24 protein-coding genes and 2 pseudogenes are annotated in these 22,874 nt (G+C 68.7%); 10 read left to right on the top strand and 16 right to left on the bottom strand.

What is annotated here, in order from left to right; genetic code table 11:
• Positions 1 to 78: 78 nt before the first annotated feature.
• Genes ACN20X_RS28010 through ACN20X_RS28025 form a run of 4 tightly spaced genes read left to right on the top strand, consistent with a single transcriptional unit; the run spans position 79 to position 3,261 of the window.
• Entirely contained in the window at positions 79 to 1,155 is a 1,077-nt protein-coding gene (locus ACN20X_RS28010; RefSeq protein ID WP_313284066.1) for an acyl-CoA dehydrogenase family protein, read from the top strand.
• A complete protein-coding gene (locus ACN20X_RS28015; RefSeq protein WP_046241191.1) occupies positions 1,143 to 1,901 on the top strand; it encodes a PIG-L deacetylase family protein in 759 nt (252 codons plus the stop codon). Before ACN20X_RS28010 ends, ACN20X_RS28015 begins: the two co-directional genes overlap by 13 nt.
• Entirely contained in the window at positions 1,898 to 2,506 is a 609-nt protein-coding gene (locus ACN20X_RS28020) for a methyltransferase domain-containing protein (RefSeq protein ID WP_016448417.1), read from the top strand. The genes ACN20X_RS28015 and ACN20X_RS28020 overlap by 4 nt, the downstream gene beginning before the upstream one ends.
• A complete protein-coding gene (locus ACN20X_RS28025; protein ID WP_392406552.1) occupies positions 2,503 to 3,261 on the top strand; it encodes a glycosyltransferase family 2 protein in 759 nt (252 codons plus the stop codon). Before ACN20X_RS28020 ends, ACN20X_RS28025 begins: the two co-directional genes overlap by 4 nt.
• Here ACN20X_RS28025 and ACN20X_RS28030 read toward each other — a convergent pair.
• From ACN20X_RS28030 to ACN20X_RS28040, 3 genes are all read right to left on the bottom strand, one after another.
• Positions 3,231 to 3,791 (bottom strand): DinB family protein, encoded by a 561-nt coding sequence (locus ACN20X_RS28030; protein ID WP_016448419.1) that lies wholly within the window; start codon positions 3,789 to 3,791, stop codon positions 3,231 to 3,233. The genes ACN20X_RS28025 and ACN20X_RS28030 overlap by 31 nt on opposite strands.
• 22 nt (positions 3,792 to 3,813) lie before the next feature.
• Positions 3,814 to 4,671, bottom strand: coding sequence for a PhzF family phenazine biosynthesis protein (locus ACN20X_RS28035; RefSeq protein WP_034363277.1), 858 nt, complete (start codon positions 4,669 to 4,671; stop codon positions 3,814 to 3,816).
• 63 nt (positions 4,672 to 4,734) lie between these two features.
• A complete protein-coding gene (locus ACN20X_RS28040; RefSeq protein ID WP_016448421.1) occupies positions 4,735 to 5,139 on the bottom strand; it encodes a VOC family protein in 405 nt (134 codons plus the stop codon).
• 69 nt (positions 5,140 to 5,208) lie between these two features.
• Between ACN20X_RS28040 and ACN20X_RS28045 the strand changes: the two genes are divergently transcribed.
• Positions 5,209 to 6,576, top strand: coding sequence for an aminotransferase-like domain-containing protein (locus ACN20X_RS28045; RefSeq protein WP_473210129.1), 1,368 nt, complete (start codon positions 5,209 to 5,211; stop codon positions 6,574 to 6,576).
• Here ACN20X_RS28045 and ACN20X_RS28050 read toward each other — a convergent pair.
• Genes ACN20X_RS28050 through ACN20X_RS28085 form a run of 8 tightly spaced genes read right to left on the bottom strand, consistent with a single transcriptional unit; the run spans position 6,560 to position 13,605 of the window.
• The gene (locus tag ACN20X_RS28050) at positions 6,560 to 7,000 is read right to left on the bottom strand and encodes a nuclear transport factor 2 family protein (protein WP_016448423.1); all 441 of its coding nucleotides are present in this window, start codon (positions 6,998 to 7,000) and stop codon (positions 6,560 to 6,562) included. The genes ACN20X_RS28045 and ACN20X_RS28050 overlap by 17 nt on opposite strands.
• Positions 7,001 to 7,005: 5 nt before the next feature.
• Complete coding sequence (locus tag ACN20X_RS28055; RefSeq protein ID WP_016448424.1) at positions 7,006 to 7,797, bottom strand: SDR family NAD(P)-dependent oxidoreductase; 792 nt, start codon at positions 7,795 to 7,797, stop codon at positions 7,006 to 7,008.
• A 5-nt stretch (positions 7,798 to 7,802) separates the two neighbouring features.
• Positions 7,803 to 8,363 (bottom strand): DUF3833 domain-containing protein, encoded by a 561-nt coding sequence (locus tag ACN20X_RS28060; protein ID WP_016448425.1) that lies wholly within the window; start codon positions 8,361 to 8,363, stop codon positions 7,803 to 7,805.
• Positions 8,360 to 9,640 (bottom strand): MFS transporter, encoded by a 1,281-nt coding sequence (locus ACN20X_RS28065; RefSeq protein ID WP_473210130.1) that lies wholly within the window; start codon positions 9,638 to 9,640, stop codon positions 8,360 to 8,362. Before ACN20X_RS28065 ends, ACN20X_RS28060 begins: the two co-directional genes overlap by 4 nt.
• A 17-nt stretch (positions 9,641 to 9,657) precedes the next feature.
• Positions 9,658 to 10,227, bottom strand: a complete 570-nt coding sequence (locus tag ACN20X_RS28070; protein WP_016448427.1) for a chalcone isomerase family protein — start codon at positions 10,225 to 10,227, stop codon at positions 9,658 to 9,660.
• Between the two features lie 17 nt (positions 10,228 to 10,244).
• A complete protein-coding gene (locus ACN20X_RS28075; protein WP_016448428.1) occupies positions 10,245 to 11,513 on the bottom strand; it encodes an SAM-dependent methyltransferase in 1,269 nt (422 codons plus the stop codon).
• Positions 11,510 to 12,262: a DUF1365 domain-containing protein gene (locus tag ACN20X_RS28080; protein WP_046238807.1), complete on the bottom strand. Its 753-nt coding sequence runs from the start codon at positions 12,260 to 12,262 to the stop codon at positions 11,510 to 11,512. The genes ACN20X_RS28075 and ACN20X_RS28080 overlap by 4 nt, the downstream gene beginning before the upstream one ends.
• Positions 12,259 to 13,605 (bottom strand): NAD(P)/FAD-dependent oxidoreductase, encoded by a 1,347-nt coding sequence (locus ACN20X_RS28085; RefSeq protein ID WP_017407120.1) that lies wholly within the window; start codon positions 13,603 to 13,605, stop codon positions 12,259 to 12,261. The genes ACN20X_RS28080 and ACN20X_RS28085 overlap by 4 nt, the downstream gene beginning before the upstream one ends.
• 140 nt (positions 13,606 to 13,745) lie before the next feature.
• Between ACN20X_RS28085 and ACN20X_RS28090 the strand changes: the two genes are divergently transcribed.
• The 4 genes from ACN20X_RS28090 (at position 13,746) to ACN20X_RS28105 (ending at position 18,583) form a co-directional block, all read left to right on the top strand.
• On the top strand, positions 13,746 to 14,384 hold the full coding sequence (locus ACN20X_RS28090) for a TetR/AcrR family transcriptional regulator (RefSeq protein WP_017407121.1): 639 nt from the start codon (positions 13,746 to 13,748) through the stop codon (positions 14,382 to 14,384).
• Between the two features lie 147 nt (positions 14,385 to 14,531).
• On the top strand, positions 14,532 to 15,011 hold the full coding sequence (locus ACN20X_RS28095; protein ID WP_189354164.1) for a sigma-70 family RNA polymerase sigma factor: 480 nt from the start codon (positions 14,532 to 14,534) through the stop codon (positions 15,009 to 15,011).
• 2 nt (positions 15,012 to 15,013) lie between these two features.
• A complete protein-coding gene (locus ACN20X_RS28100) occupies positions 15,014 to 15,967 on the top strand; it encodes a FecR domain-containing protein (protein ID WP_473210131.1) in 954 nt (317 codons plus the stop codon).
• A 96-nt stretch (positions 15,968 to 16,063) separates the two neighbouring features.
• The gene (locus ACN20X_RS28105) at positions 16,064 to 18,583 is read left to right on the top strand and encodes a TonB-dependent receptor (RefSeq protein ID WP_473210132.1); all 2,520 of its coding nucleotides are present in this window, start codon (positions 16,064 to 16,066) and stop codon (positions 18,581 to 18,583) included.
• A gap of 120 nt (positions 18,584 to 18,703) precedes the next feature.
• Here the strand turns inward: ACN20X_RS28105 and ACN20X_RS28110 are convergent, their stop codons facing one another.
• The 3 genes from ACN20X_RS28110 to ACN20X_RS28120 all read right to left on the bottom strand — a co-directional run bounded on the left by ACN20X_RS28110 (position 18,704) and on the right by ACN20X_RS28120 (position 20,253).
• The gene (locus ACN20X_RS28110) at positions 18,704 to 19,750 is read right to left on the bottom strand and encodes a hypothetical protein (protein ID WP_473210133.1); all 1,047 of its coding nucleotides are present in this window, start codon (positions 19,748 to 19,750) and stop codon (positions 18,704 to 18,706) included.
• A 149-nt stretch (positions 19,751 to 19,899) separates the two neighbouring features.
• Positions 19,900 to 20,055 carry a hypothetical protein gene (locus ACN20X_RS28115; protein WP_016448436.1) on the bottom strand — a complete coding sequence of 52 codons (156 nt, stop codon included), beginning with the start codon at positions 20,053 to 20,055 and terminating at the stop codon, positions 19,900 to 19,902.
• Positions 20,056 to 20,094: 39 nt separating this feature from the next.
• Positions 20,095 to 20,253: a hypothetical protein gene (locus ACN20X_RS28120; protein WP_016448437.1), complete on the bottom strand. Its 159-nt coding sequence runs from the start codon at positions 20,251 to 20,253 to the stop codon at positions 20,095 to 20,097.
• A gap of 341 nt (positions 20,254 to 20,594) precedes the next feature.
• Between ACN20X_RS28120 and ACN20X_RS28125 the strand changes: the two are divergent.
• Positions 20,595 to 20,747: pseudogene (locus tag ACN20X_RS28125) on the top strand (IS5/IS1182 family transposase); the annotation flags it as partial.
• A 1-nt stretch (position 20,748) separates the two neighbouring features.
• On the opposite strand, the pseudogene ACN20X_RS28130 reads toward ACN20X_RS28125, so the two are convergent.
• Together ACN20X_RS28130 and ACN20X_RS28135 are read right to left on the bottom strand one after the other, a co-directional pair.
• Positions 20,749 to 21,590: pseudogene (locus ACN20X_RS28130) on the bottom strand (transposase); the annotation flags it as partial.
• A 218-nt stretch (positions 21,591 to 21,808) separates the two neighbouring features.
• Positions 21,809 to 22,801 carry a TerC family protein gene (locus ACN20X_RS28135; protein WP_016452733.1) on the bottom strand — a complete coding sequence of 331 codons (993 nt, stop codon included), beginning with the start codon at positions 22,799 to 22,801 and terminating at the stop codon, positions 21,809 to 21,811.
• Between the last annotated feature and the right edge of the window lie 73 nt (positions 22,802 to 22,874).

The raw sequence follows: 22,874 nt of genomic DNA on the forward strand, positions 1-22,874 counted from the left end.
TCCCGGCACCATGGCATCGCCCGGCCCCACCCCCATTTCCCGGGCTGCGCACGACACACAAAAGGAAGGCAAGCGGCGATGGCCCAGCACGACAACGAGCACGCCCATGCGTGGACATGCAGCGACACGCTGGCGCAGGCCTTGCACGGCCACACGGACCTGTCGCCAGCGGACCAGTTGGCCCTGCTGGTGGCGCAGGGCGCCGACCGCCTGCCGCTGCCGGGCCATGGCCACACGCTGCAGCGCTGGCGCGCACTGGCCGAGGTGGCCGCCCACAGCCTGAGCCTGGCCAAGCTCTATGAAGGCCATACCGATGCCCTGGCCATCCTCTCCGAGCTGCAGGCAGACCTGGCCACCGAAGGCCTGCGCTGGGCCGTCTGGTGCGCCGAGCCGCCGGGCGAGCGCGTGCAGGCCACGCCCACGGCCCCCCATGCTGCGGCACATGCCGGCATGGCCGTGCAGCTGTCCGGCCACAAGCCCTGGTGTTCGGGCGCGCGCGCGGTGGACCGTGCCCTGGTCAGCGGCTGGCTGGCCGACGGCCGGCGCTGCCTGATCGCCGTCACCATGGACCAGCCCGGCATCCGCAGGGACGACAGCCACTGGCAGGCCGTGGGCATGGCCGCCAGCGCCAGCGCCGACGTGCATTTCGACGGCGCCACCGGCGTGCTGGTCGGCGAACCGGGCCAGTACCTGAGCCGCCCCGGCTTTCACCATGGCGGCGCGGGCGTTGCTGCCTGCTGGCATGGCGCGGCAGCGCGCATCGCCAGCCATCTGCAGCAGGCCGTCGGTCAAGGCGAGGACCCGCACCGCCAGGCCCACCTGGGCGCGCTGGATGTGGCCCTGGCCGGCGCGGCCGGCCTGCTGCGCGACGCTGCAGCCCGCATCGATGCCACGCCCTCGGACCCCTGCCTGCTGGCCGTGAACCGCGCCCGCCTGGCCGTGGAAGCCGCCGCCGAAGAGGTGCTGCGGCGCGTGCCGCGCGCCATCGGACCGGGCCCACTGTGCAAGAACAGGGGCCTGGCACAGCTGATGGCCGACCTGCCCGTCTTCATCCGCCAAAGCCATGCCGAGCGCGACCAGGCCGCGCTGGGCCGCCTGCTGGCCGACAAGGCACAGACCTCGCAGGCACCGGGAGGCGCGGCATGGATGCTGTGAAGCCGCGCCTCATCGAGGGCCGGGGCACGCCGGAATCGCGCTGGCAGGCCTGGTTTGCGCAGCGCCGGCCAGCGCAGGTATCCATGGACGACCTGCTGGACGGCCGGCGCCGCGCCGTCATCGTCGCGCCGCACCCCGATGACGAGATCCTGGGCTGCGCCGGCCTGCTGCGCCGCTGTGCCGAGCGGGGCATGCCCTGCCTCATCGTCTCCGTGACCGATGGCGGAGCCAGCCACCCCGACTCGACACTGTGGCCGCCGCAGCGTCTGGTGCGCGAGCGCGTGCACGAGAGCACCCAGGCCCTGGCCCTGCTTGCGCCGCAGGCGCAGGTGCTGCGGCTGGGCCTGCCCGACGGCCATATCGCCGAGCATGCCGCGCAGTTGCTGCAGCGGCTGGAGCAGTTGCTGCAGCCCTCGGATGCGCTGTTGTGCACCTGGCGCGAAGACGGGCACCCGGACCACGAGGCCACGGGCCAGGCCTGCGCCACGGCAGCCCGGCGCACGGGCTGCCGGCTCTTCGAGCTGCCGATCTGGGCCTGGCACTGGGCCGAGCCCGGCGATACGCGCGTGCCCTGGCACCGCGCCGCCGCCATTGCGCTGGCGCCGCAGGAGCTGGCGCTCAAGCGCCAGGCCCTGTCGTGCTTTCGCAGCCAGCTGCTGCCCGACCCGTCCACGGGCCGCGACGCCATCCTGCCGTCCTGGGCCACGCAGCGCCTGCTGCGTCCGTTTGAAGTGGTGTTTCTATGAACGGCGCCCGGCAGCACTTCGAGCAGATGTACCAGGCCGACCCCGACCCCTGGCAGGTCGCATCACGCTGGTACGAACGGCGCAAGCGCGACCTGCTGCTGGCCGCCCTGCCGCGCGAGCGCTATGCCCACGGCTTCGAGCCCGGCTGCGGCAATGGCGAGGCCACGCAGCGCCTGCTGCAGCGCTGCGACCGGCTGTGCGCCGTCGACTTCTCGGACAGGGCCGTGGATCTGTGCCGCCAGCGGATTGCGCCGCAGGACCGCGCCCGCCTGGACCTGCAGGCCCTGCCCCTGCCCTGGCAATGGCCACAGGTGCCCCAGGCGCCGCAGCAAGGCTTCGATCTCATCGTGGTCTCGGAGCTTGCCTACTACTTCGACGACGCGGCACTGGCGCATTTCAACCGCCAGTGCCTGGCCTCGCTGCAGGGCGGCGGCCACTGGCTCATGTGCCACTGGCGGCATGGGGCGCACGATCACCTGCAGACCACTCGCACCCTGCATGACAGCGTATCGGCCCATGCGCAGCTGCACTTGCTGCTGAGCCACAGCGAACCGGATTTCCAGCTGGACATCTGGCAGAAAACCCCTGAAAGGACGGACAGATGATCGGCGTGTGCATACCAGCCCATGACGAGGAAGACCTCATAGGCCGCTGCCTGGACAGCGTGTTTTGCGCGGCCGCCCATGCCGACCTGCAGGGCGAGACCGTGGCCGTCGTCGTGGTGCTGGACAGCTGCCAGGACGCCACCGAATCGGCCGTGCGCCGCTGGCCCGCCATCCCGTTGTCCATTGCCGCGCGCAACGTGGGCAAGGCGCGGGCCCTGGGGTCGGAGTACCTGCTGCTGCTGGGCGCCCGCTGGCTGGCCTTCACGGACGCCGACACCACCGTCTCGCCGAGCTGGCTGGCCGACCAGCTGGCACTTCAGTCCGACGTGGTCTGCGGCACGGTGCAGGTGGCCGACTGGTCGGACCACGGCGTCCAGGCGGACACGGCGCGGCGGCACTTCGAGACCACCTACACGGACCGCGACGGCCACCGCCACGTGCATGGCGCCAACCTGGGCATCTCAGCCTGGCACTACCGCCAGGCCGGCGGGTTCGACGCACGCACCTGCGGCGAGGACCAGGACCTGGTGGACCGCCTGGCGGCCGGCGGCGCCCGCATCGCCTGGTCGGCCCGGCCCCGGGTGATGACCAGCGGCCGCGCCTACTCGCGCGTGGCCGACGGTTTTGCCGGTGCGCTGCGCCAAGGATGGGCCCTGCCCGGCGACGCGCCGCCTGCGCTGCCCGTGCGCCAGGGCGCCCTGGCGCAGCAGGCCCTGGCCCTGCCTCAACCGCAGGCCGGCTCGTCCACGCGGTAGCAGTCCCTGAGGAACACCGGCAGGTCGTTGGCCGGCGGCACGAAGGGCACCTGGTACATCATGTCGCTGACAAAGCCACGGTGGTAGCTGCCGTGGTTCACCACATGCAGCACGATCTGCTCGCGCGTCATGGCACCCTGCCCGCCGCCCACGAACTCGAAGTGCACGACCTTCGCCAGTTCCTCGTCCGGGCATGCGTCGACGAACTCCACATACCAGCGGTCCATTGCCTGCACGGATTCCCAAAGCGCCTGCAGCGTGGGCGTGTGGTCGGTGTTGCGCATGGTGTAGCCATGCTTGCGGCCCTGCAGGTGGTGCCTGAAGATGTCCTCCACCACAAGGACGTGGTTCAGCGTGCGCACCATGTTGCCGAAGCTCGTGGGGCGCTGCTTCAAGGCCTCGCCTTCGGGCAGCTCCATCACGCTCTTGAAGGTCAGGCCGTTGGCCCAGGCCTTGTAGCGCACCAGCATTTTCAGGTTGGCCCTGGCCGATGAGACGGGAGCGCGCGGGCTCTCTTGGATCGCTGTCATTCGTGGGTTCTTTCGGTGTGGATCAAAGGCCGCTCAGTGCGCCTTCGACATGGGTGCGCGCCGTGCCGCCCACCCAGACCTGGCCCGTGCCGTCACGGGTCAGGAAGATGCGGCCGTCACGGCCCAGGCAGCGGCCCTGGGCGGCAACGTAGTCGCTGTCCATCACCCCCGTCGCAAACAGCCACTGCGCCAGCGAGGCGTTGAGGCTGCCGGTGACGGGGTCTTCGACGATGGCGCCCTGGTGATCGGAGAAGAAGGCGCGCACCTCGCAGGCGGCAGGGCTGGCACCGCCGACACCCCTGGCATAGGGCCCCACCACGCCCACGTCCATGCGCGTGGGCCACTGCCGGGCCGGGTTCAGCGCCAGCACCTGCTCGGCCGAGGCCAGGCGGATGCCCAGCCAGCCGGGGCCGTTGTCTATCCACGAGGCGGCCTGCACCTCTTCGGCGGTGATGCCCAGCATGCGCAGCGCGGCATCCAGCTCGTCGGCGGTGGGCGCGCCAAAGCGCAGCATGGGCGGCGCGGCGAATGCCAGCCGCCCATGCTCCTGCCGTATCTGCACCAGGCCCGCCCCGCACTCCTGGACGATGTGGCCTGCGTTCCTGGGCGCACCGCGCTGGGACAGCCAGGCATGGCAGCTGCCCAGCGTGGGATGGCCGGCAAAAGGCATCTCCCGGTCCAGCGTGAAAATCCTCACGCGGTAGTCGGCCTGCGCCTGCGTGGGCGGCAGCAGGAATGCGGTTTCGGAGAGGTTGAACCAGCGCGTCAGCTGCTGCATCTGTGCGGTGGTCAGCGCCTGCCCACCAGTGATCACGGCCAGCGGATTGCCGGACAGCGGGCCGCTGGCGAAAACGTCGACCATATGAACGGCAATGCTCATGAAGACAGTCCTTGTTGCATGGGAAGGAAAAGAAGGGGAAACGGACGGCGGTCCCGATCTGCGCTAGGGCCGCACATCGGCGCGATGCACCACATGGACCTTGTTGCCGTCGGGATCGCGCAGGTAGGCACCGTAGTAGCCATCGCCGTAATGCGGTCGCGGGCCGGGCGGGCCTTCGTCGCTCCCGCCCCGGGCCAGACCGGCGGCATGGGCCGCATCCACCGCCTCGGGCGATGGCGCCAGAAAGGCCGCCATGCTGCCGTTGCCCGCCGTGGCCGGCTCGCCGTTGAAGGGGCTGTAGACATAAAAGCGCGGCAAGGAAGCCTGCGGCGCCACCCAGCACAGCGCGGCCGGCCCGCCATCGGGCTGGACGGCGCGGCGCTGCAGTCCCAGCGGGGAAAGCACCGCGTCATAGAAGCGGCCGGCCCGCTCGAGATCACGGGCGCCGACGGTGATGTGGCTGAACATGGGGTGAACGTTACACTATCGAGAAATGAAATAGTGTCACGGCACACTCTTTTTTTCCTTGCCCCGACCATGCTCCTGCCCTCCCCCTGGACACCCCGTCTTGCGCGCATTGAAGCCAGTGCCGCCGAGCGGCTGGCGCGCGCCCTGGCCGACGACATCGTCGAAGGCCGGCTGGCCGGCGGCGACCGCCTTCCCGCCCACAGAGACCTGGCCAACAGGCTGCAGATCGGCCTGGGCTCGGTGACCAGGGCCTATGCGCTGCTGGAGCGCCGGGGGCTGACGCGCAGCGTCAAGGGCAGGGGCACCTTCGTGGCCGCCCGGCGGACGCAGGGCGGCGAGGCCATCGACCTGTCCTCCAACGCGCCGCCGGCCGCCATCAGCGAACGCCTGCTGGCGCGCACGCTGACCGCGATTGCGCGCCGCATCGATGCCGATCACTTCAATTCCTACGCGCCGCCGGGCGGACATGCGGAGCATCGCCGCGTGCTCGCGCGCTGGCTGCAGACGCTGGGCCTGAACGTGGAACCCGGCCACATGGTGCTGACCAGCAGCGCGCGCCAGGCGCTGTCCCTGGCCCTGGACCTGGTCTGCCAGCCCCGGGGCCGGCTGCTGACCGAGCGCATCACCTACCCCGGTGCCATTGCCCTGGCCCGGCGCAAGGGCTGCGCCCTGCAGGGCCTGGCCATGGACGCGCAGGGCCTGCTGCCGCAGGCGCTGGCCGAGGCGCTGCACGGCATTCCCGCCGCCGAAGGCAAGGTGCTCTACCTCACCCCCACGCTGCACAACCCGACCACGGCCACCATGGGCGCGGAGCGCAGGCGGGCGATCGTGGATATCTGCCGGAACGCAGGCGCCTGGATCATCGAGGACGGCGTGTATGCCGCCTGCTCGCCCGATCACGCGCGCCTTGCGCACCTGGCGACCCTGGCGCCCGAGATCACCCTGCATGTGAACGGGCTGTCCAAGTCGCTGGGCCCGGGGCTGCAGGTGGGCACGCTGGTGCTGCCGCCAGCGCTGTGCGGCGCCGCGCTGGCGACGCTGCAGGAGCTGTCCATGGCGCCTTCGGCCCTGTCATGCGCCGTGGTCGATGAATGGCTGTCCCAGGGCGTGGTCGCCTCCCTGCAGGCCGACCTGCGCCATGAGGCACAGCGGCGCGTGCGGCTGGCCGCATCGCACCTTGCCCCACACCTGGGCGACAGCCGCCTGGTGCTGCACCCCGAGGCCTACAACGCCTGGCTGCCCATGGAGCGCGAGGCCGCCGACCGCCTGGTGTCGGCCGCAGCGGCGCTGGGCGTGACGCTGACCGATCCGGGCTCGCTGATGGTGGAGCCGCACGACCGTGCCAGCGGGCTGCGCATCTGCCTGGGCGCCCCAGGCCTGGACGACCTGGACGGCGCCCTGGCGCAATTGGCCAGGCTGCTTACTGCGGAGCCCTGAGCTTGTTCTGCAGCGCCCTGGCCACGGCACCCAGCACGGGCACCTTGGCAAAGATTTCCTCCACCGGGTCCCAGAAGTCGCGGTGCACTGCCACCAGTCCCTGCGCATCGAACTCCAGGTAGCTGGTGCCGCAGATGTGCATGGGCTGGCCCGATGCCCTGACAAAGCCCAGCTCCCACAGCAAAAAGCCGCTGTCCCCCTGCACCGCGCCCTGGCTGACGGCGAAGCGGGGCCGGTCCAGTTGCTCGAACATGTGGGCGAACACGCGCTGTATCGCTGCGTGGCCGCGCACATCGTTGAACGGGTCCTTGAACCGGGCCTGTTCCGCATAGAGGGCCAGCAGCGCCGGCAGGTTGTCGCGGCGCAGCGCCTCATAGGCCTGGGCCAGCCGGTCCAGTCGGGGATCGCCGAGGGCAGTGCTCATCGGTTTCAGGCTCCTGTGATGCGGCGAACCGCCGAGAAATACCAGGCATCGGGCAGGCAGCGCAGCAGCCGCACCCAGCGCGTGAAGCGGCGCGGAAAATTCATCTCGAAGCGCCCCTGTGCCCAGCCCTGCAGCATGTGCCGGGCGGCCTCGTCGGCACCGATCAGGGCCGGCATGCTGAAGCTGTTTTGCGCCGTCAGCGGCGTATCGACAAAGCCGGGGTTGATGATGGACACGCCCAGGCCCGGGCCGTGCAGGTCCAGGTAGAGGTTTTCTGCCAGGTTGTTGAGCGCCGCCTTGGTAGGACCGTAGGCCAGGGACATGGGCAGCCCGCGATAGCCTGCCACCGAGCCGACCAGGGCCAGATGCCCCTGGCCGGCCTCCAGCAGCATGGGCAGCACCGCATCGAGCAGGTGCAGCGCGCCGCCATAGTTCACGGCCAGGTGGCGCTGCATCTCGGCCAGGTCGAACTCGGTGGCGCGCTGGGGCCGGTAGTGGCCGGCACAGTACACCACCAGGTCGGGCGCCCTGCCCACATGGGCCCGCACGGCACGGGCTGCCTGTGCCACGGCCTGGGCATCGGTCACGTCCAGCGGCAGGGCCAGGCAGCCTTCGCGGCCGCGCACGAAATCCTGCAGCGCACCGCCATGCCGCGCAGAGACAATCACGCGCGCGCCCTGGCCGTGCAGCGCTTCGGCCGTGGCGCGCCCTATGCCCGAGGAGGCGCCCAGAAGCCATGCCGAGCGGCCCTTCCAGTCGCGCAGCGGCGGGTTCAGCCGGCGGGATAACAGTGGCATGGCCATCACTCCTTGATGATGGCCAGCGTCACGTCGCCCAGGTGCAGGCCGAGCTTGCTCATGGCCGTGCGGTTGAGCAGGGTGCGCCCGTCCATCAGGTACATCCAGTCGTCCATGCTGACGTTCCAGACCCTTCCGTCCACGGGCAGGGCCAGCACGTAGCTCCAGCGGATGGCATTGCCCGCGCTCTGGCCCTGGGCCTCGCCCACCACGTCGTCGGCCCGGCCGCTGTAGCGGCCCTCGCCCAGGTGGCGGATATGCCAGATGCGCTGCTGCGTGCTGCCGTCGCTGTAGACGAAGTGCTCATCGAGCGTGCCCTCGTCGCCATTCCAGCGGCCCGTCATGCGCACGGTGAATCGCTTGACCACCTTGCCAGAGCGGTCCGTGAACATGCCGTGGGCCGTCAGCGGCCCGTTGAAGTACTGGCGCAGGTCCAGCGTCGGCTGCTCCTTGGCGTAGTCCTGCACGGAAGGACCGGCGCAGCCCGCCAGAGACAGCGCCAATGCCGCCCCCAGGCAGGCGCGCCGCAGTGGTGAAAACGAAGCGCAGTGGGTGATGTGGCTCATGTGTGCCTCCAGGAAGAATGCAGTCGCTCGGCGCGCCAGAGCAGCCCGGCCGCCGCCAGTTTGAGCAGGCAGGGCAGCCCGCCATAGGCCCAGGCCAGGGCCTGCAGGCCGGCCGGATCGGTGCTGCCGCTGCGGTAGCCCGCAACGGACAGCAGGGGCAGGGCCAGGCCCGCGGCCAGGGCCAGGTTGAGCTTGGTGGCGCAGGTCCACCACCCCAGGTAGCGGCCCTCGCCCTGGCCGCCCTGGCCGGACTCGTGGATCACGCCCGTGAGCAGTGCGCCCGGCAGGGCCAGGTCCGCGCCCAGGGCCAGCCCGCTGGCCAGGCAGATCACGGCGAAGGCCAGGCTGTCACCCGTGCCCAGCCAGGGCGTGAAGCCGAAGGCCAGCACGCTGGCCAGCATGCCCGCGCGCCAGCTGGGCGCCAGGCCCCAGCGCGAGACGGCCTTCACCCACAGCGGCAGGCCCAGGGCCGCCGCGCCAAAAAAGCACAGCAGCAGCAGGGGCTGCATCCCGGGCACCTGCAATCTGTCGGCCACGAAGAAGGGCAGCAAGGTGGCCGGAATGGCCGCGGCCACGCCGTTGACCATGAAGACGGCCAGCAGCCGGCGAAAGCCGGCATCCGCCCATGGTGAGATCCGAGAGGTGTCCGCCGTGGCCTGCTGCGGCAGCGTCACCGGAGCCTTGAGCCGGTACAGCCCCACCAGCCCCAGCGCCAGGCCCAGCGCCAGCACGGCGCTGGTGGCGTCCAAGCCCAGCCAGGCCGGCAACACGCTGGCCAGCAGCACACCGCCCAGCGTAGCGCCCTCGCGCCAGGCCGTGACGCGGGCCCGCCAGGCGGGCTGCCCGCCCCAGCGCGTCCCCCAGGCCTGGTGGACGATGGTGACGAAGCTGTAGGCCAGCGTGCACACCAGCAGGCTGCAGGCCAGCCAGCCCAGCATGGCGGCCTGGGCACCGCGCGGCGGATGCCACAGCGCCCAGAAGCCCAGGACCATCAGCAGGCTGGCCAGTGCAGCCGCCCACCACGCTGGCCGCATGCCCCGGCGCAGCAGCCGGTCGGCCTGGCGGCCGATGGCGGGGTCCACCAGGGCATCGAAGGCACGCGTGGCCAGCAGCACCGCGCCCAGCCCCGCCAGCGGCGCACCGGCCACGCTGGCGTAGTGGTAGGGCAGGTTCACATACAGCGGCAGGGACACGAACGCCAGCGGCGCGGCCAGGCCGCCATAGGCCAGCCCTGTGCGCCAGGGCAGCAAGGGGGCGGCGGCAGGGTGCGAGGCCATGGCGTGGTCCCGGGCGCTCAGGATTGGCCCAGCAGCGAGCTGCGCATGGCAGGTGCCGAGGTCTGGGGCGCGAGCCAGATGCCGAAGAACAGGCGCGCATAGTCGGCATCGCGCAGCTGTGCAGTCTGGCGCCCGTTGTGGAAGAAGCGCACCTCGCCCTGGCCGTCGTTCAGGCCCAGCAGCCGGTCCTGGGCAGCCACATCGGGAAACGCCTGCTTCATCAGCGCCAGCCATTGGCGGGACTGCTCCTCGGTGAAGCCGTCGACCCTGCGCATTTCGGCGATGGAGCGCTCGGCGATGGCCGCGCCTTCGAGCTTGCGGTCATAGACCAGCTCCAGCGCGAACGGGTGGCGGGCGTAGTCTTCGGGCACAAAGCCCGGTGCAGCCCACAGCCGTGCCTCGTACACGCGCAGGCCGAAAAAGCGCAGCACGCCCGTGCCCACCAGGCGCGCGGCCGGCAGGGCGCTGCGCAGTTCGGCCGGAAGGTCGGCAGTCGGAGTCTTGGCGTGGAGTTCGTTGGGCATGGCGATCAGTGAAGGGACAAGGGCGCAGGCGGCGCCCCAGGCCAGCGCCTGGCGGCGCGGCATGTGACGTGGTGGCGATTTCATGGCAGGGGCCTGCGCAGCGTGAACTGGACGACATCGGTGTTGCCGGTGTCGAAGGCCGCCTCGCAGTAGGCGAGGTAGAAGGTCCAGATGCGCACGAAGCGCTCGTCAAAGCCCTGGGCCCGCACGGCGTCGAGGTGGTGATCGAAGGCCTGGCGCCAGCGCCGCAGCGTCTCCGCATAGTCGCGGCCGAAGGCCATGCGGCGCTCCACCACCAGGCCGGCGCGCCGTGCCTCCTGCTCGAAGGCAGGAATGCTGGGCAGCAGCCCGCCCGGGAAGATGTACTGCTGGATGAAGTCGGTGGAGCGCAGATAGCGCGCGAACAGGTCCTCGCGCAGCGTGATGGTCTGTATGCAGGCCAGGCCCCCGGGCTTGAGGCAGTCGCGCAGCGTCTGGAAGTAGCCGCGCCAGTATTCGCGGCCCACGGCCTCGAACATCTCGATGGAGACGATGGCATCGAAGGGCTCGCCCGCATGGCGTGCCGGCAGGTCGCGGTAGTCCTGGTAGCGCAGCTCCACGGCGTCGGCCAGGCCGGCCTGCCGCATGCGCTGCTGTCCCCAGGCCAGTTGCTCGCGCGACAGCGTCACGCCCGTGACCCGGGCACCGAACTCCTGCGCCGCCGCCTCGGCCAGCCCGCCCCAGCCGCAGCCGATCTCCAGCAGGCGCTGGCCGGGCTGCAGCCGCACCTCGTCCAGCGTGCGCCTGAGCTTGGCCTGCTGGGCGTCCTGCAGGTCGGCGTGGCGCAGCGATTCACCCGTGCGCCCCTGGAACCAGGCGGCGCTGTAGCTCATGCCGGGGTCCAGCCACAGGCGGTAGAAATCGTTGCCCAGGTCGTAGTGGGCATGGATGTTCCTGGCGCTGCCGGCCCGCGTATTGCGCTGCAGCAGGTGGCGCAGGCGGTAGCCCAGCCGGCCCCACCAGCTGCCGTACACCAGGCTTTGCACATGGTCGCGGTTGGCCATGCACAGGCGCAGCAGGGCGGCCAGGTCGGGGCTGTCCCATTCGCCGGCGATATAGCCTTCGGCCAGGCCGATGTCGCCCGATTTCAGGGTGCGCTCCAGCGCCCGCCAGTCGTGCAGCACGCAATGCGCGTCGGCAGCCCCCGACGGCGGACGGGGCAGGTGCAGCAGGCGGCCATCGGGCTGCTCCAGGTCCAGCTGCCCGTGGGGCAGGCGTTCGAGCAGGTTCAGCACACGGCGTGCCCGCGCAGGCGTGCGGCGCGGCGCTGCGGCGGTGGGGCTCAGCAGGGGGGCGGCGGTAGTGTTCATCTTGTGACGAAGCGCTTGGGCGCGGAGGGTTTGCCATGGAAAGGCACGCGCTTGGCCCAAAGGCGCAGCGCGTGCCAGTGGATGCGGGCGACCACGCCCAGCGTCATCAAAGGGGTGCCGAAGAAGGCGCGTCGCACGGCGGCGGCATCCAGCGCCTGCAGCACGCCGCCCACGCTGGTCTGCAGCAGCGGGCCGTCCTCGTCATGCAGGTCCACGCGCGCCAGGGTGCGATCTTCGCTGCGTTCGAAGCGGAAGCGGTACTCGCCGCGCACCTCGCAGAACGGCGAGACGTGGAATTGCTTGCGCGCCACCTGCTCCCGGCCCCAGGCCAGGTCCGGCCCCGCCAGCAGATAGGCATGGCGCTCGCCAAAGGTGTTGTTGACCTCGGCCAGCACGGCGGCCAGCGACCCGTCGGCGCGGTGCGCATACCAAAAGCTCACGGGCTTGAACACGTAGCCCAGCACGCGCGGAAAGGTGTGCAGCCAGACTTCGCCATCGGCGTCGCCAATGCCTTCGCTGTGCAGCAGCTGCTCGAACCAGGCCAGCGCGTCGCAGCCGCCCTCGCCGTGGTCGCTGTCATGGAAGCTCAGCCAGCCACGGCGGTTGCGCCTGAGCGCGGCGTCCGGGTGCGTGCGCAGGCTGCGCATGGGCAGCATGAGGAAATAGCCCGGGTAGCGGAAGGCATGCTCCACCGGCCGCAGGCGGCGGTGCCAGACATGGCCGAAGCCGATGAGCGGCCGGGCCGTCATGCGACCCCCTCGAAGGCCGCGCTGGCGGGCAGGACGGGCAAGGTCGGCAGGGCATGCAGCAGGCCGTCGGCCGCGACCAGGCCCGAGCGCAGGCCGTCCTCGTGGAAGCCGTAGCCGCACCATGCGCCGCAAAACCAGGTCCTGCGCTGGCCTTGCAGGGCATCCACCCGGCCCTGGGCCTCGATGGCGGCCAGGTCGAACACCGGGTGGCTGTACTCGATGCGCGCGTGGACCTGGCTGTCATCGATGGGGCGCACCGGGTTCAGCGACACCATCACGGGCTGCTGCCACGGCAGGGGCTGCAGGCGGTTGAGCAGGTAGTGCAGGCAGACGCCGGCCCGGTCTTTTCCGGGATCGGCGGCGCGTTCGTAGTTCCAGGCGGCCCAGGCCGCCGGGCGGCGCGGCAGCACGCCGGCATCGGTGTGCAGCACGGCCTGGTTGGGCTGGTAGCGGATGGCGCCCAGCACGCTGCGCTCGAGCGGCGTGGCATCGGAGCCCAGCAGGCGCAGGGCCTGGTCGCTGTGGCAGGCCAGCACCACGGCGTCGAACCGCTCCGTGCCGTGCGCCATCTGCAGCAGCACGCCGTGCGCGGCGCGGCGCAGGCCCAGCACGGGCGCGTTCAGCCGGACCTCGTGGCGGCCGTCCTTTTGCAGCGCGGCCACCATGCGCCGCACATACTGGCGCGAACCACCGCGCACGGTGCGCCACTGCGGCCGGTCCGTGACCTGGATCAGGCCGTGGTTGTGGCAAAAGCGGATCAGCGTGGCCACGGGAAAGCGCAGCATCTGGTCGGTGGGGCAGGACCAGATGCAGCCCATCATGGGCAGCAGATAGTCCTGGCGAAAGGCCGGCCCGAAGCCGTGGTCGTCCAGGAAATCTTCGATGCAGCTGCGCAGCCGCGCTTCATCGCCTTCCTCGGCGATGCGCGTGGTCAGGCGGTTGAAGCGCAGGATCTCGGCCAGCATCTTCAGGAAACGGGGCCGCAGCAGATTGCTGCGCTGGGCGAACACACCGCCCAGCGAACTGCCGCTCCACTCCAGGCCCGCCCGGCCGCCGGCCTGCGGCACCTGCACGGAAAACGACATCTCGGCCTCCGCCGTGGGCACCTGCAGCTCTTCGAACAGACGGGTCAGCAGCGGATAGGTGCGGTGGTTGAACACCAGAAAGCCCGTGTCCACCCCCTGGCTCACGCCGCCCAGCGCCAGATCGACCGTGTTGGCATGGCCGCCGAAATGGCTGCCTGCCTCCAGCAGGGTCACGCCATGCCCGCCCGGCGCGCCGGCCAGCCGCCGTGCTGCGGCCAGCCCCGCAATCCCCGACCCGATGACTGCAATGCGATGCATGGGAGCGTCCTTCCTGGTTGAATCGATCAGTCAGACCATGAAGATCAAACTGTGAACTGATGAGTTCAAACTATATACCAAACGTATCCGCTTTGCACTATTTGGTATCGGATATGACCTGTCGGGTCTAAAATATGGCTATGACAAGCCGCTCCTCCATCAAAGAACAGATACAGCGCGTGCGCGAGCAGGCCATCGTGGCGGCCGTCAACCGGCTGCTGGCCACCAAGGGCTACGACGCCATGACGGTGGACGAGGTGGCGGCCGAGGCCGGCATGGCCAAGGCCAGCCTGTACAAGCTGTTCACCTCCAAGGAAGAACTGGCAGGGGCCGCCATGGTGGGCGTGCTGGACCGCGCCCTGGCCTTCGTGGACGGCCTGCGCGACGAAGCCAGCCTGGCGGCCGAGGCCGGCACGCCCACGCGCCCGCTGGACCAGCTCAAGGCCGTGACGCGCTGGGCCATGCAGACCCAGCTGGAAGGCGAGATGCCCTCCCTGCCCGCGCAGAACTCCAACCTCAGCGCCTCGCTGCAATCCAACGACGACTACATGGACCGGCTGATCGCGCTGAGCAACCGCCTGAGCATCTGGATCACCGAGGCCCAGACCAGCGGCCAGATGCAGGCCACGCTGCCGGCCGAACTGGTGCTCTACACGCTGTTCGCGCGGGCCTGCGATCCGGTGGTGGCACTGCTCAAGGAGTCGGGCCAGTACACGCACGCGCAGATCATCGACTGGGTGACCAGCACGACCTTCGACGGGCTGGCGGCGGCGGGCTGATCCGGTGCGCGGGATCGCACCGACCCCAATGCAAATGAGAATTCATATCAACTGGATAAAATGCCGGCAGTTTCTTGACGCGCAAGAGGAAAGGCCCGGCACGTGCATCCATCCACCGACAGTGGCGCCAGCCAGGCTCTGGGCAGCATGTACGCGCAGCACAACCCTTGGCTGGTCGCGTGGCTGCAACGCAGGCTGGGCAACCGCTGCGATGCGGCCGACCTGGCCCAGGACACGTTCACGCGCATCTGGGTCAGCGCCAGGACGCAGGCCATCGAGGACATCCGGGAGCCCCGGGCCTACCTGACGACAGTGGCCCGGCGGCTGCTGGTCAATCACCTCGAACGCCGCTCGCTGGAGCAGGCCTACCTGGCGTCGCTGCACCTCCTGCCCCAGGCCACCGTGCCGTCCGTGGAGGCGCGGGCCATCCTGCTGGAGACGCTGCAGGAGCTCGATGCGCTGCTGGACGCCCTGCCCGCCAGGGTGCGCACGGCCTTTCTCATGTCCCAGCTGGAAGGCCTGTCCTACGAGGACATTGCCGACCGGATGCAGCTGAGCGTGCGCACCGTGACGCGCTACATGGCCCAGGGCTTTCGGCAATGCCTGCTGGTGATGCTGGAGCACTGAGCATGCAGGCCGCAGACGCACGCATCCTGGACGAGGCCGCCCGCTGGCTGGCCCGCAGGCATGCCTCGGACTTCAGCGCGGCCGAGCAGGCCGAACTGGCGCGCTGGCGCAGCCAGAGCAGCCGGCATGAGCAGATCTGGCAATGCGCCGAGCAGCTCAAGGGCCGCTTCAACACCGTGCCCGCCGCCGTCGGCATGGCCACGCTCAACCGCGCGCGCCCCTCGGCGGCACGGCGCCAGTTGCTGCGCTCGGCCGTGCTGGCCCTGGCCACGCCTGCGCTGGGCTGGCTGGCCTGGCGCCAGCTGCCCTGGCAGGACTGGACGGCCGACTACCGCACGGCCAGGGGCGAGCGCCGCGCGGTCACGCTGGCCGATGGCAGCCGCTTGCAGCTGAACACGGCCTCGGCCATCAGCGTGCGCATGGATGGCACGGCGCGGCGCATCCGCCAGCATGCCGGGGAAATCCTGGTCGAGACCGCGCATGCGGCGCCCTACGCCTCCCAGCCTTTCATGGTGCAGACAGACGACGGCCAGATGCAGGCCCTGGGCACGCGCTTCATCGTGCGCAAGCTGGAGCGGGGCACGGCGCTGGCCGTGCTGGAGGGCGCGGTGCGCGTCACGCCGGCAGCATCGGCCAAGGCCGTGGTGGTGCATGCGGGCGAGCAACTGCAATTCGATGGACAAGGCGCCAGCGCCACCCGCCCGGTGGCGCCGCGGGACTCGGCCTGGACGCTGGGCGTGCTCTATGCCGAGAACCTGCGGCTGCAGGACTTCCTGGCCGAGCTGTCGCGCTACCGCGAAGGCCTTGTGCGGTGCGACGACGATGTCGCCGACCTGCGCGTCTCCGGCACCTACCAGCTGCATGACACCGACCGCATCCTGGCCCTGCTGGCCCAGACCCTGCCGGTGCGCGTGCACGAGCGCAGCCGGTACTGGGTGACGGTGGCGCGGCGCTGATCCGATTTTTTTCTGCCGTGGCTGTCCGGTTTTTCTCTCTCGCCTGTCAAGGCTTGCGAAGACCACTTTCATCGACAGCCCAGAGGACAGAACACCATGCACTCCCCTTCTTCCACCGCCGGACCACGCGCCAGCCTGCGCGCCACCGCCTTGGCGGCCCTGGCCGTCAGCACCTCGCTGCTGCTGCACGCGCTGCCAGTCCAGGCGGCCGAGCCGGCCGCCAGCGCCGCTGCCAGGAGCTACCAGATCCAGCCGGGTCCGCTGGGCCCGGCGCTGATGGCCTTTGCCGCGCAGGCAGGCGTGAACCTGGGCATGGACCTGCAGCAGCTCGGCGGCATGGAGACACGCGGCCTGTCCGGCACGTTCTCCGTGGAGGACGGCTTTGCGCAGCTGCTGAACACGTCAGGCTGGACAGCGCGCCGCGTGGGGGCGGGCAACTACGCGCTGGAGAAGCTGCCTGCGGCGGCACGCCAGGCGCCGTCCGCTGCAGCGGCCGTGCCCTCACCCTCAGCCCCAGCCGCGGCACAGGCCACGGAGCTTGCCGCCATCACGGTGACCGCGCGCACGCAGAACAACCTGGTCGCGCCCTCGCGGCAGGTCACGATTCTGGAAGGCCAGGAGGTGGAGCAGCTGCGCCAGGGCTCGGACAGCCTGGCCACCATGCTCAGCAAGGTGGTCCCCGGCATGGCGGACTCCAGCCACACCATCACCGACTACGGCCAGACGCTGCGCGGCCGCAACATGCTGGTGCTGGTGGACGGCGTTCCGCTGAACACCAACCGCGACTCGTCCAGGAACCTGGCCAACATCAACCCGGCCGACATCGAGCAGATCGAGGTGCTGCGCGGCAGCAGCGCCATCTACGGCAGCGGTGCGGCGGGCGGCATTGTCTCCATCCGCACCAAGCGGCCCTCGGGCGAGACGCGGGCCGAGACCATCGTCACCGGCTCGGCCCCGCTGTCCCGCCTGCGCGGCGCGGGGCTGGGCGGCGAGGTGCAGCACTACCTGTCCGGCGGCGGCGAGGTGGTCGACTACTCGGTGAGCCTGGGCGCCAGGCACATGGGCGGCGCCTTCGACGCCAGGGGCAACCGCATTGCACCCGAGCCCAGCCAGGGCGACCTGTTCGACTCCAACATCTACAACGCCTCGGCCAAGATCGGCTTCAAGCTCGATGCCGACCAGCGCCTGCAATTGACCGCCAGCCACTACAACGCGGCCCAGGACACGGACTACGCCTCCGACCCGTCGGTGGCGCGGCTGCCGGCCGGAACGGCGGCGGCCCGCCCCATCAAGGGCCTGGTGCTGGCCGACCAGAACCAGATCAAGAACACCATGCTGGGCCTGGACTACGAGAACCGGGACATCGCAGGCAGCACGCTGGCCGCCCAGCTCTACTACCGGGACTTCTTCACGCGGTTTGCGCCCTTCGACGCACGCGCCGTGCCGGTGCGGGGCGCCAATGTCGACCAGTCCATGCAGAACTCCGAGGTCTTTGGCGGGCGCCTGACCCTGAAGACGCCGCTGGGCGCCGGCAAGAAGAGCCTGCTGATCTGGGGTGCGGACTTCAACCAGGAGCGCACCGACATGCCCATCGACATCTTCGATCCACGGGCCTATGACGCCAGCGGCGGCCTGGTCTTCCACAAGACGGGCCAGCTGATCTACATGCCGCCCGTCACCACGCGCAGCATCGGCGCCTTCGCCCAGCTGCAGCACCGGTTCAATGCGCAATGGTCGGCGGAAGGCGGCCTGCGCTACGACCGCGCCCAGGCCAGCTTCAATGACTTCACGCCGCTGTCGCAGTCACGCGCCCCCAGCCCCCAGTCCGTGAACGGCGGCACCGTCAGGTACAACGCCTGGACCTACAACCTGGGCACGGTCTTCACGCCGGTCCCCGGCCAGGAGCTCTATGCCTCGTACAGCCAGGGCTTCGAGCTGCCGGACATCGGCGTGGTGGTGCGCAATGCCACGCCGGCCTTCAACCTGGGCAACTCCAACCTGCAGGCGGTCAAGACCAACACCTATGAAATGGGCTGGCGCGGCAAGTTCTCCAACGTGATGGCCAACCTCAGCGTCTTCCAGTCGCGCTCCAACCTGGGCGCCGTGCAGAGCTTCAACAATGGCCTGACCCTGCTGCGCACCCGCGAGAAGATCCATGGCATCGAAGGCGGCCTGGACTACTTCAGCGACGACGACCACTGGAGCGTGGGCGGCAGCTTCACCTGGATGAAGGGCCGCGAGCTGCCCCAGGCCGCCAGCGGCTACCAGGACATGACGGGCTTTCGCATCCCTCCGCTCAAGCTCACGGCCTATGTGGAGTACCGGCCCGACACGCGCTGGAGCCACCGCCTCCAGGCCACCGCCTATGCCTCCAAGGACTACCGCCTGGACGGCAAGACCGGCTTCGGCCGCTATGACACACGGGGCTACACCACGGTGGACCTGATCAGCCAGTGGAAGATCGACCCCAAGAACCGTGTGTCCCTGGGCGTGGAAAACCTGTTCAACCGCCAGTACTTCCCGCTCTACAGCCAGCTGCTGCGCAGCAACAACAACACCAGCCGCCTGCCAGCGGCCGGCACGGTGCTGAAGATCAGCTACGCGCACACCTGGTGACCCCATAGGCAGGCACCGGTCGCCGCAGCCCGCCAACAACCGGCCGGGCACGGAAAGGGCAGCCACCCGACGCAGCCGATCAACGACCATCGGCCATCGGCCATCGGCTGCGCCCGGACCTCAAGGCCCCTTGCGCAGCGAGATCGGCGTGCCCCAGATCGGATCGGCGGCGCCCTGGCGGCCAAGGGTGGTGACCTGCATGGGCACCAGCCGCGCCATGAGTTTTTCCTGGTCAGGGGTCAGGTTGGCGCGGGAGGCCAGATAGGTGCGCGTGAATTCCATGGGCACCGGCAGCGTGTGGACGGTGAAGTCCTCCAGCGGGCATTCGACCTTCTCGGCCGCCACCTTGCGGCAGCCCGCCTGGCGGAACTGGTAGCTGGGCGTCTTCAGATACGAGCGCTGGCTCAGCACCAGCTGCCCGCCTTCCAGCGTGAAACTGGCCAGGGCCTGCCGGGGCGGCACGCGCACCTGGACCTTGAGCGCGGGGATGTCGCGCGAGTCCGTGTCCTGGTAGTAGCCCGCACCCATGCCCGGCGTACTGTCCGTGACCTGCCGCTCGCCCCAGGCCACGCAATGGCCCGAGGCACGGTGCACCGTGGTGCAGTACTTCTCGGTGCGGGTCTGCGTGTGCGTGGTGGCCTCCTTCCAGTTCATCTCGGTATAGAACTCGCGGTAGGTCTCGGGCGCCAGGGACACCGTGCCGCTGGCGCCGCGGCCTGCGCCCGCAGCGCCCGCCTTGGCCCCCAGCTGGTCGAGCCGGGCATTGAGCCAGTAGTCATCGCCGCCCGTCAGCAGGTACTTGCCGGGGGGCAGGACATGGACCTCGAAGGCCTTGAAGAGGTAGGTGGTCTTGGGATCGCGCTGCAGCGCGTTGTTCTGGAACTTGCGGCCGAACACGATCTCCGGCCTGTCCTGGTGGGTCCACAGCACGTTCGAGGTCCATTTGGACATGCCGTCGGCGTCGGCCAGCGACTTGTGCGGCGTCAGGTCAGCCACCAGCACCACGGCCATGTTGGCCTTCAAGGCCTCGCTGATCACCCACAGCGTCTTCGCCTGCTCCGCTTCCTCCTTCTCGAGCTGCCCGCTGGAAGGCGGCGCGGCACACCCCGACAATCCCAGGGCGAGCACCAGGGTCGGCAAAACGAAGCAGGGGCGCTGCAGTGTCATCGTTGAAATCCTTGGAGGTTGATGCTGGAAAGGCGTCATTGTGCGGGGAGATCTCCGGCGGCCCCGGCCAGGGCAGGCCCTCGACACGGAAAAGCCGCCCGAAGGCGGCCGGTTCCAGGGAGCACTGCACCAGCGCTGGCTGCGATCAATCAGCGTTGCTGTGGCTGGCGCAAAGGCTGCCCTTGTTGGCGGACGTTCGCCTTGCACTGCATCTGGCTGTAGTTCCTGTCCGTGATGGGTTGCCCCATCTGCATGGGAACATAGGCCGGATGCTGCGGGCCTCTCGTGGGAAGAAGCTGTTTCATGGTTCCATCCTCACGTCAAACGGAACGCCGCCCAGCCTGTCAGCGGGGCTGATTGGGCTGCTGCTGGCCTGGCTGGTTCTGGCCAGGCTGCTTGTGCTGGGGGTTGTCCTGCTGCTGCTGTCCCGGGTTTTGCTGGTTCGGGTTCTGCTGCTGCGGGTTGTTTTGCTGCTGCTGTTGCTGGTCGTTTTGCTGAGCCATGGGTATCTCCTTCACATGGTGGTCAAAGAGGCGCGTCAAACGAAGCGCCCGACTGCAGCGCAGATATGCACTGCGCTGGTAACCAGTGTGGGCCCGGACATGCGGCTCAGCCGTAGGACCGGCCAGAGCGTGCGCAGCCCCATGTTGCGACACCGCAGGTAGGCCAGCCGCCGGGTGTCCGACGGACATTTCGCACAGGGGGCAACGAAGGACCAGGGCAGGCCACGGCCTGCGCTATTCTGGCCAAATAAAGTCGTAAACAGAGGCGTAGCATCCATGAGGCTCAGCGCGCTGCTTAGAGTGGCTAACACCACTTCGTCACAGGCCCCCGCAGAGCAGTTATGCTCGCTGCCCTCATGGCACGACGACCTGTAAGCAAAGAACTGTGGCGACAGCTACAACCCCTCATCCCTGCCTTCGTACCTTCCGCCAAAGGCGGTGCGCGCAAGCTCGCAGTCTGCGATGAAGCAGCCCTCAACGGCATCTTGTTAGTATGCCCTCCCATGCACGCCAAGCCATCACCTCACGGTCGCAGCAATCCTTGGTGAAGGTGGCCGTCACGGTCTGACCTAAATCGCACTTGATTTCCAGACCATCGGAGCACCATCGAAGGTCGCTGCGCGAGACCGCAACCCGGCCCTCATGCGTGCGTGCGGACTGGCGCCGGCGAGGCGCCTTGGGCAGCAGCAGAGCGGCTTGTGCCATGGCGCGATAGACGCGTTTGGCATTGACCCTCGGGGCGCCCCGTGCCGCACGCTGGCGGTTCACCAAGGCACAGGCCCGTCGGTAGCCATAGCTGGGCAAGTCGGCAATTTGCTGGCGCAGTTCGGCGAGCAGCCCGGCATCGTCGCTGGGTGTGCGATGGCTGCGGCCATCGGCCCAGTCTTCACCGCGCCCAAGCAGGTCGCGCACATGCGAGCGCGCCAGCCCCATCGTCCGGCAAACCGTCTTCACTGGTCGTCCCCGGGCAACAAGGGCGAGCGCGCAATCCACTTTTTTTCTGCGGCGTACTCCACGGCTTCCTTGAGGATTTCGTTCTCCAAGGTTTTCTTGCCGAGCACGCGCTGCAGCTTGGCGATTTCCGCGCGGGCAGCCGCCAGTTCGGATGCGGGCACGACTGCCTCGCCAGCGGAGACGGCGGTCAAAGCCCCCTGGCGTTCGAGCTTGCGCCACTGGAACAGCAGTCCAGCCGAAACGCCTTCCTGCCGAGCGACCAATGACACGCTAATGCCTGGTTCGTAGATTCGGCGCACCAGCGCCGCCTTCTCTGCGAGATACCAGCGCCTGCGGCGCTGGTCCTTCACGACTACCTCTATTGACTCCGTATGCCTAGTCATATGCACAGTCCTGTTCCTATCTTCAAAGATAAGCGATAGGACGGGGCCGGGGAATCAGGGGTCTATTTCATCTGCGGCTCATGATGGAGGCCACGGTGACTTGTGTTGCTCGCTACCGTGCGCTTCGGGTCCGTAGGCTTTCGCCAGCGTATGCATCGATATCCTTTCGTCGCTGAGGACAGCGGCTGCATCGCGCAGCCGCTGCCAGATCGGAATCGTCACCGGACCTCCGCCGCGGCCTGCTCGCCGCGCGTCTTCCACAGCGAGACGAGAACGCCACCTGCGATTAGCCCGAAGGTCACGCTTAACGAGATCATTGCCGGGATCTTTCCAATGATGCCCACAAGGAAAATCTTGCTGCCAATAAACACAAGCACCAGAGCCAGCGCGTACTTCAGGTACTTGAAGCGATGGATCATCGCCGCCAGCGCAAAGTACAGCGCGCGCAGGCCTAGGATGGCAAAGATGTTGCTGGTGTAGACGATGAACGGGTCAGTCGTGATCGCGAAAATCGCCGGCACCGAGTCGACCGCAAAGATCAGATCGACAAACTCTACCAGCACCAGGGCGAGAAACAGTGGGGTCGCGAAGCGCTCAAGCCGGCCAGTTTCGGGATCCTTTATACGTACCCAGAAGGCGTTGCCGCGCAGGCCGTCGGTAACGCGTATATGCCGCTTCAGGAACTTCAGCAGCGGGTTGTTCGCGATGTCGGGCATGTGGTCGGCAATGATCCACATCTTGATGCCCGTGAAGATCAGGAATGCACCGAACAAGTACAGAACCCAGCTGAACTGACTGACCAGCGTTGCGCCCAGAGCGATCATGATGGCGCGCAGCACGATCACGCCCAAGATGCCCCAAAACAGCACACGGTGCTGGTACTGCCGCGGGATCGCGAAGAAGCTGAAGATCAGCGCAATCACAAACACGTTGTCCATCGACAGCGACTTCTCGATCATGAAGCCGGTGTAGTAGTCCATGCCGCTCTGAGCTCCCAGGTACCACCACACCCAGGCACCGAAGACCAGCGCTACGCTGATGTAGCCGGCCGACAGCAGCAGGCTCTCGCGCACGCCGATCTCCTGATCGTCCTTGTGCAGCACACCTAGGTCGAATGCCAGCAGCGCTACGACGATACCGACGAAGGTCAGCCAGACCCATACCGGCTTGCCCATGAAGTAGGACGTGAGGAAGGGAGTGATAAGTTCCATTTTGCTCTTTCAGTGAACGACGGTCTGATGCATTGGTGAAGGTGTAATGGAATGTCTGGAGTTTAGGGATGGT

Source organism: Delftia sp. PX-1, from assembly GCF_055797465.1.

Coding starts and splice junctions, on each gene's coding strand:
- ACN20X_RS28010 (WP_313284066.1), top strand. CDS start 79: ATGGCCCAGCACGACAACGAGCACGCCCATGCGTGGACATGCAGCGAC.
- ACN20X_RS28015 (WP_046241191.1), top strand. CDS start 1,143: ATGGATGCTGTGAAGCCGCGCCTCATCGAGGGCCGGGGCACGCCGGAA.
- ACN20X_RS28020 (WP_016448417.1), top strand. CDS start 1,898: ATGAACGGCGCCCGGCAGCACTTCGAGCAGATGTACCAGGCCGACCCC.
- ACN20X_RS28025 (WP_392406552.1), top strand. CDS start 2,503: ATGATCGGCGTGTGCATACCAGCCCATGACGAGGAAGACCTCATAGGC.
- ACN20X_RS28030 (WP_016448419.1), bottom strand. CDS start 3,791: ATGACAGCGATCCAAGAGAGCCCGCGCGCTCCCGTCTCATCGGCCAGG.
- ACN20X_RS28035 (WP_034363277.1), bottom strand. CDS start 4,671: ATGAGCATTGCCGTTCATATGGTCGACGTTTTCGCCAGCGGCCCGCTG.
- ACN20X_RS28040 (WP_016448421.1), bottom strand. CDS start 5,139: ATGTTCAGCCACATCACCGTCGGCGCCCGTGATCTCGAGCGGGCCGGC.
- ACN20X_RS28045 (WP_473210129.1), top strand. CDS start 5,209: ATGCTCCTGCCCTCCCCCTGGACACCCCGTCTTGCGCGCATTGAAGCC.
- ACN20X_RS28050 (WP_016448423.1), bottom strand. CDS start 7,000: ATGAGCACTGCCCTCGGCGATCCCCGACTGGACCGGCTGGCCCAGGCC.
- ACN20X_RS28055 (WP_016448424.1), bottom strand. CDS start 7,797: ATGCCACTGTTATCCCGCCGGCTGAACCCGCCGCTGCGCGACTGGAAG.
- ACN20X_RS28060 (WP_016448425.1), bottom strand. CDS start 8,363: ATGAGCCACATCACCCACTGCGCTTCGTTTTCACCACTGCGGCGCGCC.
- ACN20X_RS28065 (WP_473210130.1), bottom strand. CDS start 9,640: ATGGCCTCGCACCCTGCCGCCGCCCCCTTGCTGCCCTGGCGCACAGGG.
- ACN20X_RS28070 (WP_016448427.1), bottom strand. CDS start 10,227: ATGCCGCGCCGCCAGGCGCTGGCCTGGGGCGCCGCCTGCGCCCTTGTC.
- ACN20X_RS28075 (WP_016448428.1), bottom strand. CDS start 11,513: ATGAACACTACCGCCGCCCCCCTGCTGAGCCCCACCGCCGCAGCGCCG.
- ACN20X_RS28080 (WP_046238807.1), bottom strand. CDS start 12,262: ATGACGGCCCGGCCGCTCATCGGCTTCGGCCATGTCTGGCACCGCCGC.
- ACN20X_RS28085 (WP_017407120.1), bottom strand. CDS start 13,605: ATGCATCGCATTGCAGTCATCGGGTCGGGGATTGCGGGGCTGGCCGCA.
- ACN20X_RS28090 (WP_017407121.1), top strand. CDS start 13,746: ATGACAAGCCGCTCCTCCATCAAAGAACAGATACAGCGCGTGCGCGAG.
- ACN20X_RS28095 (WP_189354164.1), top strand. CDS start 14,532: ATGTACGCGCAGCACAACCCTTGGCTGGTCGCGTGGCTGCAACGCAGG.
- ACN20X_RS28100 (WP_473210131.1), top strand. CDS start 15,014: ATGCAGGCCGCAGACGCACGCATCCTGGACGAGGCCGCCCGCTGGCTG.
- ACN20X_RS28105 (WP_473210132.1), top strand. CDS start 16,064: ATGCACTCCCCTTCTTCCACCGCCGGACCACGCGCCAGCCTGCGCGCC.
- ACN20X_RS28110 (WP_473210133.1), bottom strand. CDS start 19,750: ATGACACTGCAGCGCCCCTGCTTCGTTTTGCCGACCCTGGTGCTCGCC.
- ACN20X_RS28115 (WP_016448436.1), bottom strand. CDS start 20,055: ATGAAACAGCTTCTTCCCACGAGAGGCCCGCAGCATCCGGCCTATGTT.
- ACN20X_RS28120 (WP_016448437.1), bottom strand. CDS start 20,253: ATGGCTCAGCAAAACGACCAGCAACAGCAGCAGCAAAACAACCCGCAG.
- ACN20X_RS28135 (WP_016452733.1), bottom strand. CDS start 22,801: ATGGAACTTATCACTCCCTTCCTCACGTCCTACTTCATGGGCAAGCCG.